This is a genomic window from Streptomyces cyaneus (assembly GCF_004028635.1).
In the GTDB taxonomy this organism is placed as follows: Bacteria; Actinomycetota; Actinomycetes; order Streptomycetales; family Streptomycetaceae; genus Streptomyces; species Streptomyces cyaneus.
In genome coordinates, this window is sequence record NZ_ML138678.1 from 1,212,612 (window position 1) to 1,226,700 (window position 14,089).

A 14,089-nucleotide genomic window follows, 5' to 3' on the forward strand; every position below is an offset into this window, starting at 1 on the left:
TGCACTTCCAGCCTGGACCGGCCCGGGGTACGCCGCGACATCACGATCCGGTCTCGGGATGTGGTTGAGGGCTTGATTAACCCCCGTGTAATCGATTCCAATCCTCCGTACACAGTCGATGTAATCGATTCCACGAGGATCGGCCATCGACTCCACGAACGATCCACAAGGAGGTGGAGCGGCGATGGCGAGCATCAAGGACGTCGCTGCCGAGGCGGGCGTCTCCGTCGCCACGGTCTCGCGCGTCCTGAACGACCATCCGTCGGTCAGCGCCGAGGCACGCACGCGCGTGCTGGCGGCCGTCGAGACGCTGGGCTACCGCCCGAACGCCGTCGCCCGCTCCCTGCGCACCGACCAGACCCACACCCTCGGCCTGGTCATCAGCGACGTGCTGAACCCCTACTTCACCGAACTGGCCCGCTCCGTCGAGGAGGAGGCCCGCGCGCTCGGCTACAGCGTCATCATCGGCAACGCCGACGAGCGGCCCGACCTCCAGGACCACCACGTACGGAACCTGCTGGACCGCCGTATCGACGGCCTGCTCGTCTCCCCCACCGACGGCGGCTCGCCGCTGATGCTGGACGCCGCGCGCGGGGGGACGCCGATGGTCTTCGTGGACCGGTGGATCCCGGGCGTGGACGTGCCGGTGGTGCGCTCGGACGGGCGGGCCGCCGTACGGGATCTCGTGGCGCATCTGCACGGGCTCGGGCACCGGCGGCTCGCGATCATCGCGGGTCCGGCGGCGACCACGACCGGGCGGGAGCGTGTGGAGGCCTTCCGGGAGGCGCTCGGGGCGTACGGCCTCGAACTCCCCGACGCCTACATAGGGCAGGGCGACTTCCAGGCCGAGAGCGGGCGGCGGGTCACCGAGGGCTTCCTCGACCTGCCCGAGCCGCCCGAGGTCGTGTTCGCGGCCGACAACCTGATGGCGCTCGGCGCCCTGGACGCCGTACGGGCGCGTGGGCTGCGCGTGCCGGACGACCTCGCGCTCGCGGCGTTCGACGACATCCGGTGGTTCGTGCACACCGATCCGCCGATCACCGCGATCGCCCAGCCGACGGGCGAGCTGGGCCGGGCCGCCGTACGGGCCCTGGTCGACCGCATCGAGGGCCGGCCCGGCCAGTCCGTCACCCTCCCCGCCCGTCTCGTCGTACGCCGCTCGTGCGGTGAGAACCCCACCCCAGTGCAAAGGAGCACGACGTGAGCAACCCTGATGAGTTGCTGCGCATCGAGGGCATAAGGAAGACCTTCCCGGGCGTGGTCGCGCTGGACGGCGTCGACTTCGATCTGCGCCGGGGCGAGGTCCATGTGCTGCTCGGTGAGAACGGCGCCGGCAAGAGCACCCTCATCAAGATGCTCTCCGGCGCCTACACGCCCGACGCCGGGCGGATCCTGGTCGGCGGCGAGGAGACGCGCATCCACGGTGCGCAGGACTCCGAGCGCCTCGGGATCGCCACCATCTACCAGGAGTTCAACCTCGTTCCCGATCTGACGGTCGCCGAGAATATCTTCCTGGGGCGCCAGCCGCGCCGCTTCGGGATGATCGACCGGAAGAAGATGGACGCCGACGCCGAGGTCCTGCTGAAGCGGGTCGGCGTGAACGTGTCGCCACGCGCGCGTGTGCGTGAACTCGGCATCGCCCGCCTGCAGATGGTCGAGATCGCGAAGGCGCTCAGCCTGAACGCGCGCGTGCTGATCATGGACGAGCCGACCGCCGTGCTCACCTCCGAGGAGGTCGACAAGCTCTTCGCGATCGTGCGCAAGCTGCGCGAGGACGGCGTCGGGATCGTCTTCATCACGCATCACCTGGAGGAGATCGCCGCCCTGGGCGACCGGGTGACGGTCATCCGGGACGGCAGGAGCGTCGGGCAGGTCCCGGCCGCCACGCCCGAGGACGAGCTCGTACGACTCATGGTGGGGCGCTCCATCGAGCAGCAGTACCCGCGTGAACGGGCCGACCGCGGCGCCGCGTTGCTCACCGTCGAGGGGCTGACCAGGGACGGCGTATTCCACGACGTCGACTTCGAGGTGCACGCCGGTGAGGTGGTCGGCATCGCCGGGCTCGTCGGCGCCGGCCGTACCGAGGTGGTGCGGGCCGTGTTCGGGGCCGATCCCTACGACAAGGGGGCCGTGAAGGTCGGCGGCACAGACCTCAAACGGCATGACGTGAACGCCGCCATGGAGGCCGGCATCGGGCTGATCCCCGAGGACCGCAAGGGCCAGGGCCTCGTGCTGGACGCGTCGGTCGAGGAGAACCTCGGCCTGGTGACGCTGCGTTCGGCCACGCGCGCGGGGCTCGTCGATCTCAAGGGCCAGCGTGCGGCGGCGGCGCGGATCGCGGGGCAGCTGGGCGTGCGGATGGCGGGCCTCGGGCAGCATGTGCGCACGCTCTCCGGCGGCAACCAGCAGAAGGTCGTCATCGGCAAGTGGCTGCTGGCCGACACCAAGGTGCTGATCCTCGACGAGCCCACGCGCGGCATCGACGTCGGCGCCAAGGTCGAGATCTACCAGCTCATCAACGAACTCACCGCTCAGGGCGCCGCCGTCCTGATGATCTCCAGCGATCTGCCGGAGGTCCTCGGTATGAGCGACCGGGTCCTGGTGATGGCCCAGGGCCGGATCGCGGGCGAACTCACCGCCGCCGAGGCCACCCAGGACGCCGTGATGGCGCTCGCCGTCAGCAACCCCACCGCTGAGAAGAACTCTGAGAAGAACTCCGAGAAGACCGGAACGGAGGCCTCCCGTGGCCACTGACACGCTCAAGAGCACGACGGGCGCGAGTGGCGCCTCGGGGCTTCGCCGCCTCCTCCTCGACAACGGCGCGCTGACCGCGCTGATCGTCCTCGTCATCGCGATGTCGGCGCTGTCCGGCGACTTCATGACGACGGACAACCTCCTCAACGTCGGCGTCCAGGCGGCCGTGACCGCCATCCTCGCCTTCGGCGTCACCTTCGTGATCGTCTCCGCGGGCATCGACCTGTCGGTCGGCTCGGTCGCCGCCCTGTCGGCCACGGTCCTCGCCTGGAGCGCCACTTCGGAGGGCATGCCGGTCTTCCTCGCCGTCCTCCTCGCCGTCGCGACCGGCATAGCGTGCGGCCTGGTCAACGGCATCCTGATCTCGTACGGGAAGCTGCCACCGTTCATCGCGACGCTGGCCATGCTGTCGGTGGCCCGCGGTCTGTCCCTGGTGATCTCGCAGGGCTCCCCCATCGCGTTCCCCGACTCGGTCTCGCACCTCGGCGACACGCTCGGCGGCTGGCTGCCGGTGCCGGTGCTCGTGATGGTCGGCATGGGTCTGATCACGGCGTTCGTGCTGGGGCGGACGTACATCGGCCGCTCGATGTACGCGATCGGCGGCAACGAGGAGGCGGCCCGCCTCTCCGGTCTGCGGGTGAAGAAGCAGAAGCTCGCGATCTACGCGTTCTCCGGGCTGTTCGCGGCCGCCGCGGGCATCGTGCTCGCCGCCCGCCTCTCCTCCGCGCAGCCGCAGGCCGCGCAGGGCTACGAGCTCGACGCCATCGCGGCGGTCGTCATCGGCGGCGCCTCGCTGGCCGGTGGCACGGGCAAGGCGTCCGGCACGCTGATCGGCGCGCTGATCCTGGCGGTGCTGCGCAACGGCCTCAACCTCCTGTCGGTGTCCGCGTTCTGGCAGCAGGTCGTCATCGGCGTCGTCATCGCGCTGGCGGTGCTCCTGGACACGGTGCGGCGCAAGGCGGGAGCGACTCCGGCTCCCGCGGGCGCCTCTCAAGGTGGCAAGGGCAAGCAGGCGGCTACGTACCTCCTCGCGGCTGTGGTCGCGGCGGCGGTCGTCGGGGCCACCTCCCTCCTGCACAGCGGCACGTCGGAGGCGAAGAGCCAGAAGATCGGGCTGTCGCTGTCGACCCTCAACAACCCGTTCTTCGTGCAGATCCGGGCCGGTGCGCAGGCCGAGGCGAAGAAGCTGGGCGTGGACCTGACCGTCACCGACGCGCAGAACGACGCCTCCCAGCAGGCCAACCAGCTGCAGAACTTCACCAGTGAGGGCCTCGGCACGATCATCGTCAACCCGGTGGACTCCGACGCGGTGACCCCGGCGGCGAAGGCCGTCAACAAGTCGGACATCCCGCTCGTCGCCGTCGACCGGTCGGTCAACAACGCCACCACCGCCGCGCTCGTCGCCTCCGACAACGTCACCGGCGGCAAGCTCGCCGCCAAGTCGCTCGCCGAGAAGCTGGGCGGCAAGGGCAAGATCGTGATCCTGCAGGGCCAGGCGGGCACCTCCGCCAGCCGTGAACGCGGCTCCGGCTTCGCCGAGGGCCTGAAGGCCTACCCGGACATCGAGGTCGTCGCCAAGCAGCCCGCCGACTGGGACCGCACCAAGGGCCTGGACGTCATGACCAACCTGCTCCAGGCCAACCCCGACATCGACGGCGTCTTCGCGGAGAACGACGAGATGGCGCTCGGCGCGATCAAGGCGCTGGGCTCCAAGGCCGGCAAGTCCGTCCAGGTCATCGGCTTCGACGGAACCGCGGACGGTCTCAAGGCCGTCGAAGCGGGCACGCTGTACGCGTCGGTGGCGCAGCAGCCGACGGAGCTCGGCAGGATCGCCGTGCAGAACGCGGTGAAGGCCGCCGAGGGCGACAAGGTCGAGAAGTCGGTGATGGTGCCGGTGAAGGTGGTCACGAAGGAGAACGTGGCCGGCTTCACGGGCTGAGACCGAGGGGCGGGCGGGTCCTGGGTGGGATCCGCCCGCTTCGGGTCACTGCCCGGCGGCAGCTCACTACGGGGATCTATCAGGGGAGCAACCTCATGTACGACTACGACCTCCTGGTCGTAGGGTCGGCCAACGCCGACCTGGTGATCGGCGTCGAGCGTCGGCCGGGTGCCGGCGAGACCGTGCTCGGCTCCGATCTGGCCGTCCACCCGGGCGGCAAGGGCGCCAACCAGGCGGTCGCGGCCGCCCGGCTCGGTGCCCGTACGGCCCTGCTGGCCAGGGTCGGCGACGACGCGTACGGCCGGCTGCTGCTCGACTCGCAGCGGGCGGCCGGCGTCGACACGGTGGGCGTCCTGGTCGGCGGCGCGCCGACCGGGGTCGCGCTGATCACGGTGGACCCGTCCGGGGACAACAGCATCGTGGTCTCGCCGGGGGCCAACGGGAAGCTCACGCCCGAGGACGTAGGGGCCGCCGCGAGCCTCTTCCAGGCCTCGCGGGTGGTCTCGGCCCAGCTGGAGATCCCGCTGGAGACGGTCGTCGAGGTCGTCCGCAGCCTGGCGGACGGCGGCCGCTTCGTCCTCAACCCCTCCCCGCCCCGCCCGCTGCCCGCCGAGGTGCTCGCGGCCTGCGACCCGCTGATCGTGAACGAGCACGAGGCGAAGGTCATCCTGGGCGACTCGGCGGTCGGCGAGACCCCCGAGGACTGGGCGCGGATCCTGCTGGCCAAGGGCCCCCGCTCGGTGGTCGTGACCCTGGGCGCCGAGGGTGCGTTGGTGGCCTCCGCGGAGGGCGTGGCGCGGGTTGCGTCCGTGGAGGTGGACGCGGTGGACACGACGGGGGCGGGCGACGCGTTCACGGCCGCGCTGGCCTGGAAGCTCGGGACGGGCTCGGCCCTGGCCGACGCGGCGGCGTACGCGGCCCGGGTCGGCGCGGCGGCCGTCACGAAGGAGGGCGCGCAGGAGTCGTTCCCGACGGCGGCGGAGGTCGAGGCGCCGTGAAGAAGGCCGGAATCCTGAACCGCCACCTCTCCGGCGCCCTCGCCGAGCTGGGCCACGGCGACGGCGTCCTGGTGTGCGACGTCGGTATGCCGATACCCGACGGTCCCCGGGTCGTCGACCTGGCCTTCCGGGCCGGGGTGCCGTCGTTCGCCGAGGTGCTGGACGGTCTGCTGGCCGAGCTGGCGGTGGAGGGCGCGACGGCGGCGCAGGAGGTACGCGAGGCCAACCCCGCGGCGGCCGCGCTGCTGGAGGGCGAGTTTCCCGAGCTGGAGCTGGTCACGCACGAGCGGCTCAAGGAGCTGTCGGCCGGGGCGCGGCTGGTCGTACGGACCGGCGAGGCACGGCCGTACGCGAATGTGCTGCTGCGCTGCGGGGTCTTCTTCTGACCTGCCGACCGCAGGAAGCCGTAGGAACGTTTCGAGGGGCCCGGTCAGTCGACCGAGCCCCTCGGGTTTCCCTCCCCATCAGAACCCCCGCGATCCCCCCAGATCCCCCTCCAGAAGTCCTGATGCCAAGTACGACCCGCAAGGTGGGGGAAGGGTTGTACGGCCTCAGCGAATTTTTTTTCCGGCGCGTCCCGGCACCTTCAGAATGCCCCGAAATCAGGACAGACGTAGCGTTCAGATATGTCAGAGGTAGACGAAAACCCCCTCGCATCCCTCCAGAACGACGTGCTCGACGAGCTCGGCGACGACCGGATCGGCGACATCGCGGTGCTCCTGGGCACCGACGAACCAGGTGCCCGGCAGATGGTGTGTACGACGGTGTCGGCCCTGTCCGGCGAGGCGGAGACCGTGGCGACCCCGCACGATGCCCCGCTCACCGGCGTGGCCACTGTGGGCGGCTTCGCCACCGGCGGTCTGATGGCCGGGGTGCTGGCGGAGGAGGCCGGGTCGGTCGCGAACGCGGTCGCCGAGCGGACGGGCCTGTCACCGGCCGCCGTGTCACGGGTCGTGGAGACGTTGATTCCGGCGGTGCTGGCGGTGCTCACCAAGAGGGCGGCGAAGAAGTAGGCGAATCGGCAGGCGCAGAAGCAGGCGAAGAAGCAGCGGCCCTCGGATCTCGTCGAACAGGGTCTCCTTTCGACCCGTGATCGGCACAATGGCAAGGGTGTCGGACTTCAGCGAACTCCACCTCGCCGACGGGACTTCCGTGCGGTTCCAGCTCGCCCCGGGGGACGGATGGGCCGCCCCCGAGGAACCGGACGCCGACCTCCCGGACGGCATGGGCAGCACCGTGCCCGTGTCCCGTGGCGGTCGTACGGCGGCCTCCATGGCGGTCGACACGCTGCGCAGCACACTGCGGCCGCTCGGACCGTTCCTCCAGGAGGTGCACGAGGCGGTGGTGGCCTCCGAGCGTCCGCCGCAGGAGGTGAGCGTCACCTTCGGTGTGCAGGTCGGGCACGACCTCAGGCTCGGCATCGTCGGGGGCAACGGGCAGGCCCATCTGACCGTCTCGGCCACCTGGCAGCCCGCGCCGGCCACGCAGCCCACGCCGGCCGCGGACTGACGCATGGGCTGGTTCGTGAGGGCGGACCGGTCGGCCTCCGCCGATCCACGGCACTGTGTGGTCTCCGTGCTGAAGTCCGCCGGCGGACGGAGTGTGGGGGCGGGCGTCCTGCTCACCCGGGACCAGCTGCTGACCTGCGCCCACGTCGTCAATGACGCGCTGGGCCGGGCCCCGTTCGACCCCCGTCACCCGGCCGACGACAAGGTCCCCATCGCGCTGCACGGCCCGGCCACGACGGTCCGCTACGACACCCGCGTCGCCTATTGGGTGCCCGCCCGCCGCCGGGACGGCACCGCGGGCGTGTCGGAGACCGAGGACCACGAGTGGCTCGGCGACCTGGCCGTCCTGCGGCTGGAGACCGTACCGAGCCGGCAGGTCCCGGCACCGCAGTGGCGGCCGATGACCGTCGGCCAGTCACTGCGCGCCTGGCACGGCACCGGGTTGAGCCACACCTTCGCGGACGTGCGGGTCAAGACCTGCGACGAGGCCTTCGGCTACCTGGACGGCGACGCCACCGGCATGGCCATCGGCCCCTCCTACAGCGGCAGTCCGCTGTGGTCGGTCGGGGACAACGCCGTGGTGGGCCTCGTGGCGGGCCATGTCATGCCGCCCGCCGAGCGGACGACCGGACGGCCGCTGCCGTACAGCTCCCAGCACATCGCCCGGCGCAGCTGGGGCATCCCCTGGCAGCGCGTCGAGGAGGAGTTACGGGCCGCCGGCGCGGCCGAGCTCTTCGAGGCACCGGAGCCCGATCCGGACGACCCGGCGCTGTCGCCGCTGGTCGACCTCCTGTACCGCCTCATGCCGTCGCCGACGCTGCGCGGCGACCACGCCCGCGCCGTGGCGGAGCGCTGTGGCTACGACCATCCCGGCGGCAGCCTCACCGCGCCCACCCCGGAGGAGTTCGCGAGCCTGCTGCTGACCGAACCCCGGGCGCTGGCCGCGCTCGTCGAGGCGCTGCACCGGCAGGAACCGGGCGCCGTACCGGACCTGATCGCCGTCGGCCGGATGTCCCAGGTGCCGAAGCTGCTGTCGCCGCGCGAGCACCACAGACTGGTGAACCAGCTGGACGGCCTGCACCCGGAGCTGCGGGCCCGGCTGCCCGAGGTGGTACGGGCCGCCCTGCCGCTGGCCGCCCCCTTCCCCGGCGGCGACACGGTCAAGGGGCTCCTCGACCACCTGGAGCGTCTGTCGGGCGACAGCCGCACCGACACGGACGGACTGCGGGTACCGGGACTGCTCCGGGTGATCGAGTACCTCGCCGCGCTGTGTCCGCTCGGGCCGCAGGCGTCCCTGCGGCTGTGGACGGACGCCGTCGTCGACCGGATGGGCATTCCCCGCACGTCCCTCGCGGAGCGCCGTACCGACGCCGAGGAGTGGGCCCGGGCGCAGCGCGAGCTGACCACCGCGGCGTGGGTGTCGGCTCAGGTGGAGCGGGTCGGCGCGGACCGCTACCGGCTGCGGGTGTGGTGCGACGAGGGCACCGGTCCGCGGCAGACCTCTGTGGACGGCGAGACGGTACGCAGCGGGGCTCAGGCGGCGCAGGAACTGCTGAAGGCCCTGGAGTCGCTGCACCGAGCCGCTCCCGACCGCGGCCGGCCCGTCCTGGAGGTGCACGTAGACCGGGACGGGCTGGACCTGCCGGTCGACGAGTGGGGCGGGGGCGGCTGCGACGAGGGGCCGGGCGCCCTCGGGCCCGCCGACCTGCCCGACCTGCCCGGCGTGCTCGGCGCCGAGTTCCCCGTGGTCGTCACCTGCCCGGAACTCCTGCACCGGCACGAGCGTTTCCATCCCGACTGGCGCCACCGCTGGAGACGCCTCGACTCGGACGCCGCCCTGACGTTCGCCGACCCCACCCAAGGCCGGAACGAGGTGTACGGCGCCCTGTTGGCGGACAAGGACGCCGTCCGGGTCTGCGTCGACGTCCCCCCTCGCTCACGTGCCGAGATCGTGCAGACGTGTCTGATGATGGGGGTGCCCGTGGTGATCTGGGACCGCGGACCGCGGCAGGGCTCGCATGCCGTGGCCCGGCTGTCCGCCGTACACGTACACACCCTGCCGGAGGGTGTGCGGGCGTACCGGGCGATGAGCCTGGGCAGTCCGCGGCAGTTCTCCGGCCGCCCCGTCGTCGCCTGGTCGGACGCGGACCGTTCGGTGCCCCGGCTGCATCTGGCAGAGCCTCAGGAGAACCCATGAGCACCTCCACGAACGGCAGTTGGCGGATCTTCCGCGGAGACGGTGTGCCGCGCTCGGTCACCATGCCGCCCGCGCCGCCCTGGCGCCGCTTCCGCACCTCGGACGGGTCCGAGGCACCGCTGCCGTATCTGATCGCCCACGAGCACGCGGACGTCGTCAACGCGGCACTGCATCTGCGCCGGCCGCTGCTGGTGACAGGTCCCGCGGGCACCGGAAAGTCGTCGCTGGCGCGAGCCGTCGCGCATGAGCTGAGCCTCGGCGAGCTGCTGCGCTGGCCGGTCAACAGCCGCTCCGGCGTGAAGGAGGCGCTGTACGAGTACGACGCGATCGGGCGGCTGCGGGAGACCACGCTGAGCCGGGACCGGGGTGAGGTGGAGCCCGGCATCGGCAGCTTCATCCGGCTCGGACCGCTCGGCACGGCACTGGCGCCGCAGGCCACGCCGCGTGCGCTGCTGGTCGACGAGATGGACAAGGGCGACGTCGACCTGCCCAACGACCTGCTGACGGTGTTCGAGGAGGGCGTCTTCGAGATACCCGAACTGGCCCGGCTGCCCGAGGACATGGCGGACGTCGACGTCCTCACCGCCGACCACCAGGGCTGGGTGACGGTGCATCAGGGCCGGGTGCAGTGCACCGAGTTCCCGATCGTCGTCATCACCAGCAACGGCGAGCGGGACTTCCCGCCCGCCTTCCTACGCCGCTGCATCCGCCTGGACCTGCCGGTGCCGGACGAGGAGCGCCTGCGGGCCATCGTCGCCGCCCATCTCGGCCCCGAGCTCCTCCCCGAGGTCGACGACCTCCTCCAGGCCTTCCTGCGCCGCCGCGCCCCCGGCGAACTCGCCACCGACCAGCTCCTCAACGCCGTCTTCCTGCGCACGAACGGCGTGGACCTCGATGCCGACGGCCTCCTCGACGCGGTGCTCCACCAGCTGACGGGGACGGTGTGATCCGTGCGGCAGCGGTGGGGGGCCGCCGGGGAGGGGCCACAGACACCGGCGACAGGAGCCGACCGTCTGGGCGCGGTGCTCGGTGTGCTCAAGGGTGCGGGGTACGACCTCGACGCCCATGAGGTGCTGGACGTGCTGTGGCTGGCCAGTCGGCTGCCGCGAGACGACCGTGAGCTGCCGCTGCGGCGCCTGCTGCGCGGTGCCGGGATCCCCGCGCAGCCGTCGCCCCCGCAGGAGCCGCTCCCCGACGAGCGCGTCACGGAGCCCGACGGCGAGGTCCCCGGCTCCGACCTGCCCGACCTGACGATGCCCGAGCTGCACGCCGCGCCGCTGCCCCAGGAGTTGCCCCAGCAGTCGCCCGGGCTGCCCCGGCTGCCCCCGGCGGCGGACCCCGGCAAACCGGCTCTCCCCCTGCTCGTGCCGGAGGAGAAGGCCCTGCGCGACGAGCTGGTGATCGGGCGGGCGCTGCGCCCCCTCAAGCGGAAGCGGCCGAGCCCCCGGCTGCGTGAGCTGGACGAGGCGGCCACGGCGGCCCAGCTGGCCGAGACCCGGTTGCCCGACGTGGTGCTGCGGCCCACGCGGGTGCGCTGGCTGAACCTCGTCGTGGTGGTCGACGACGGTCTGTCGATGCTGCTGTGGCACCGGCTCACGGCCGAGCTGCTGACCACCCTGCAACGACTCGGCGCCTTCCGGTCGATCCAGGTCCGCGGCATCGACACCCGCTCCGTCGACGGCCCCGTGCTGCGCGGCCACCCCTTCGACCCGGACAGCTCCGTACTGTCCCCCTCGGTGCTGCTCGACCCCTCCGGCCAGACCCTCGTCCTCGTCGTGAGCGACGGCATGGGCTCCGGATGGCGCGGCGGCGCCGTCCACGACGTCCTGCTGGAGTGGGCCACCAAAGGCCCGGTGGCCGTCCTGCACACCCTGCCGCCGGCCCTGTGGGGCGGCTCCGGCATCCAGGCCGACCGATGGCAGGCCACCACCCGCAGGCCGGGCGGCGCCAACACGTCCTGGCACATCACCGACCGCGTACTGCCCAAGGAGCTCGCCGAGTTCACCGGCGTCCCCATCCCGGTCCTGCAGCCCACGGCCGCCTCCCTGCGCACCTGGGCCGAACTCCTGACGTCACCGGGTACGACCGTCGAGCTGCCGCTGCTGGCCCGCCCCTGGCAGCGCGGTCCCGTCGCGCCGCCCCGCGAGGTGGGCAGCCTCCAGCACTTCCGGGACGCGGCCTCCCCCGAGGCCTACCGGCTGGCCGCCCATCTGGCCGCGGTCTCCCCGGTCTCCGTCCCGGTGATGCGCCTGGTGCAGTCGGCGGTGCCGTGGGAGGCCCGCACCACGCATCTCGCGGAGGTCTTCCTCGGCGGTCTCATCCACCCCTACCCCGCCCCCGTACCGGGCCCGCTGCCCGCCAAGCACCGCGTCTTCGACTTCACCGAGGAGAGCAAGACGGCCCTGCTGGACGCCGTACCGAGCGGCGAACTGCTGCGCACCGGACGCCGTATCGGGCGGCGTCTGGAACAACTGGCGGGCCGCTCCCCGGACTTCCCGGCCTGGCTCGCCCACCCCGAGGGCGTGGACCGGCTGCCGGCCGCCTTCCCGTCCTTCACCGCCGTCGAACGCCGGCTGATGGCCCGGTTCGGTGTGACCGTGCCCGGCCCGGCGGCCGAGCCGCCACCCCGGGTGGTACGGCCCCCGGTGTGGAACCCCCTCACCCCGCAGGACCCCACCCGCCTCGGCCACTACGAACTGCGCGGGCGCCGCCTGGGCCGCCGTACCGTCGTCTACCTCGGCGTGGACCAGCGGGGCGCGGAGGTGGCGCTGCGCACCGTACGGCCCGAACTGCCCGCCTCCACCGCCCAGTTGCTGGACACCGAGGCGGAGGCGCTGGCCCGGCTGGACGGCCGTTACGCGCCCGATCTGCTGGACACCGGCCAGGACGGCCGGACCCGGTGGATCGCCGTACGGCTGTTTCCGTCGGCGGGCGGCTCCAACGCCCAGCCGCCACGCCTGAGCGACCTTCTCGCGTACGTCGGCCCCGACCAGGCCGGCGCCTTCGACATTCTCACCAGCCTCCAGCTCGGATGGCATCTGGCCAGCGCGCTGAGCGTCTGTCACCTCAACGAGCTGGTGCCCGCGGACCTCTCGGCCGACTCGGTGGTGGTTCTGGAGCGGACGGTGCTGCTGACGGGGCTGGCGGACTGTGCCATCGACGGCGAGTTCCACGGCTCGGGCGTCCCGCCCACGAAAGAGGGCAACATCAGGGACCTCGGCGAGCTCCTGAGGCAGGTCAGCAGCCGTCCGCGGCCGCCGCTCCCCGGCTCTCCCGAGGGCATGCACCGCTGGTCGGGCGACACCTGGCAGCCGCTGCGAGAGCTCGTCCTCAGGTGTCTGGACCCCGATCCCGCGGCGCGCCCCGCGGCCGGCGAGGTGGCCGACAAGCTGGCGCAGTACGTGGCGATCGCGCAGGCGATGCGCGGCGGGGCGGCGACGGGGGCCGCCCCGCCGGTGCCGGTACGCGGACCGGCCGGGGCGCCGCCGCTGACGCCGAGCCCGGCACCGGCACCGTCACCGGAACAGGGCGGGCTGCCGGCGCGAAGGCCCGGCGTGCCGTCGCGGGCCACCGTCTCCCGGCAACGGCAACCGTCCTTCGGCCGCTTCGGCAACCGCGAGCGCGCCCCCAGACTCGCCGTGGTGCGTCGCCCGCTCGCCCACAGCAGGCGCATCGCCCTGGTCGGCGCCCAGTCCAACTCCGGCCGGGTGACCACGACGGTGGTCCTGGGCTCGCTCCTCGTCGCGCTGCGCGACCAGGCCGTGCTGGCCCTGGACGGCGCACCTGCCGCCGGTGACCTGCACGTCCACCTGCCCCCGGACGCGTCCTCGACCCCGCGCCAGCTGACGCGGCTGGCGGCGGACGCCCCGTACGAGGAGATCCGCCGGCACACGAGCCTGCTGCCGTCCGGTCTCCAGGTGCTCGCCCATCGCGCCCTGCGCGCCACGCCGAGCCCCGCGTACGCAGACGAGTACCGCCACATCATGACGCTGGTGACCCGGCACTACCCGGTCGTCCTCACCGACTGGGCGGCCAGCCGGCTCGACGCCCCCGCGAACGTGGTGCTGGAGCACACGGACCAACTCGTCGTCTGCTGCACCGCCCGGGAGGACGCGCTCGCCATCGCCGGGGACATCCTCGACGACCTGCGCGGCCGCGGCTGGGGCGCCCTCGCGGACCGTGCCGTCGTCGCCGCGACACTCACCGGGGTCAACCAGTCCGCGGCCGAGATCGCGCGCTCCGACGCCCTGGACCGCTTTCCGGCCGCCACCGTCATTCCCTACGACCCCCACCTGGCCGACCCCCGCCCGATCGACCTCACCCGCCTCAAGTCCCGTACCGCCAACGCCTTCCTGGAGCTCGCGGCCCTCGTCATGGCCGGCCCGGAGCGACCGCTCGAGCGCACCGACGTCCCCGACCGCTCCAAGTGACTCCCGCTCGGACCGGCGACCGGTAAATCCCTTGGCCGCTAAATCCGTTGGCCGCCCGAACACCGGGACGCCAACCTGGAGTTCATGGACCCGCAGCGCACAGCACCGCCCGACCACCCCTGGCTCGGCCCTCCGATCGACCTCACCCGCCTCAAGTCCCGTACCGCCAACGCCTTCCTGGTACTCGCGGCCCTCGTCATGGCCGGCCCGGAGCGACCGCTCGAGCGCACCGACGTCTCCGACCGCTCCGAGTGACTCCCGCT

General features: G+C 72.5%; 11 protein-coding genes. All 11 read left to right on the forward strand.

Going from position 1 to position 14,089, the window contains the following annotated elements:
* Nucleotides 1-184: 184 nt before the first annotated feature.
* The 11 genes from EHO50_RS05395 to EHO50_RS43880 all read left to right on the forward strand — a co-directional run bounded on the left by EHO50_RS05395 (nt 185) and on the right by EHO50_RS43880 (nt 14,081).
* Nucleotides 185-1,204 (forward strand): LacI family DNA-binding transcriptional regulator, encoded by a 1,020-nt coding sequence (locus tag EHO50_RS05395; protein WP_128428605.1) that lies wholly within the window; start codon nt 185-187, stop codon nt 1,202-1,204.
* Entirely contained in the window at nt 1,201-2,754 is a 1,554-nt protein-coding gene (locus EHO50_RS05400; RefSeq protein ID WP_128428606.1) for a sugar ABC transporter ATP-binding protein, read from the forward strand. The genes EHO50_RS05395 and EHO50_RS05400 overlap by 4 nt, the downstream gene beginning before the upstream one ends.
* A complete protein-coding gene (locus tag EHO50_RS05405) occupies nt 2,744-4,693 on the forward strand; it encodes an ABC transporter permease/substrate-binding protein (protein ID WP_128428607.1) in 1,950 nt (649 codons plus the stop codon). Before EHO50_RS05400 ends, EHO50_RS05405 begins: the two co-directional genes overlap by 11 nt.
* A gap of 95 nt (nt 4,694-4,788) precedes the next feature.
* Nucleotides 4,789-5,691 (forward strand): ribokinase, encoded by a 903-nt coding sequence (locus tag EHO50_RS05410; RefSeq protein WP_128428608.1) that lies wholly within the window; start codon nt 4,789-4,791, stop codon nt 5,689-5,691.
* Nucleotides 5,688-6,077 carry a D-ribose pyranase gene (gene rbsD / locus EHO50_RS05415; protein ID WP_128428609.1) on the forward strand — a complete coding sequence of 130 codons (390 nt, stop codon included), beginning with the start codon at nt 5,688-5,690 and terminating at the stop codon, nt 6,075-6,077. The genes EHO50_RS05410 and rbsD overlap by 4 nt, the downstream gene beginning before the upstream one ends.
* A gap of 240 nt (nt 6,078-6,317) precedes the next feature.
* Nucleotides 6,318-6,704: a DUF937 domain-containing protein gene (locus tag EHO50_RS05420; RefSeq protein WP_128428610.1), complete on the forward strand. Its 387-nt coding sequence runs from the start codon at nt 6,318-6,320 to the stop codon at nt 6,702-6,704.
* Between the two features lie 97 nt (nt 6,705-6,801).
* Nucleotides 6,802-7,200, forward strand: a complete 399-nt coding sequence (locus EHO50_RS05425) for a CU044_2847 family protein (protein ID WP_128428611.1) — start codon at nt 6,802-6,804, stop codon at nt 7,198-7,200.
* A gap of 3 nt (nt 7,201-7,203) precedes the next feature.
* Nucleotides 7,204-9,396: a VMAP-C domain-containing protein gene (locus EHO50_RS05430; RefSeq protein ID WP_128428612.1), complete on the forward strand. Its 2,193-nt coding sequence runs from the start codon at nt 7,204-7,206 to the stop codon at nt 9,394-9,396.
* Entirely contained in the window at nt 9,393-10,343 is a 951-nt protein-coding gene (locus tag EHO50_RS05435) for an AAA family ATPase (RefSeq protein ID WP_128428613.1), read from the forward strand. The genes EHO50_RS05430 and EHO50_RS05435 overlap by 4 nt, the downstream gene beginning before the upstream one ends.
* Nucleotides 10,344-10,346: 3 nt before the next feature.
* Nucleotides 10,347-13,826: an SAV_2336 N-terminal domain-related protein gene (locus EHO50_RS05440; protein ID WP_128428614.1), complete on the forward strand. Its 3,480-nt coding sequence runs from the start codon at nt 10,347-10,349 to the stop codon at nt 13,824-13,826.
* 84 nt (nt 13,827-13,910) lie between these two features.
* Entirely contained in the window at nt 13,911-14,081 is a 171-nt protein-coding gene (locus EHO50_RS43880) for a hypothetical protein (protein ID WP_164904752.1), read from the forward strand.
* Nucleotides 14,082-14,089: the final 8 nt, after the last annotated feature.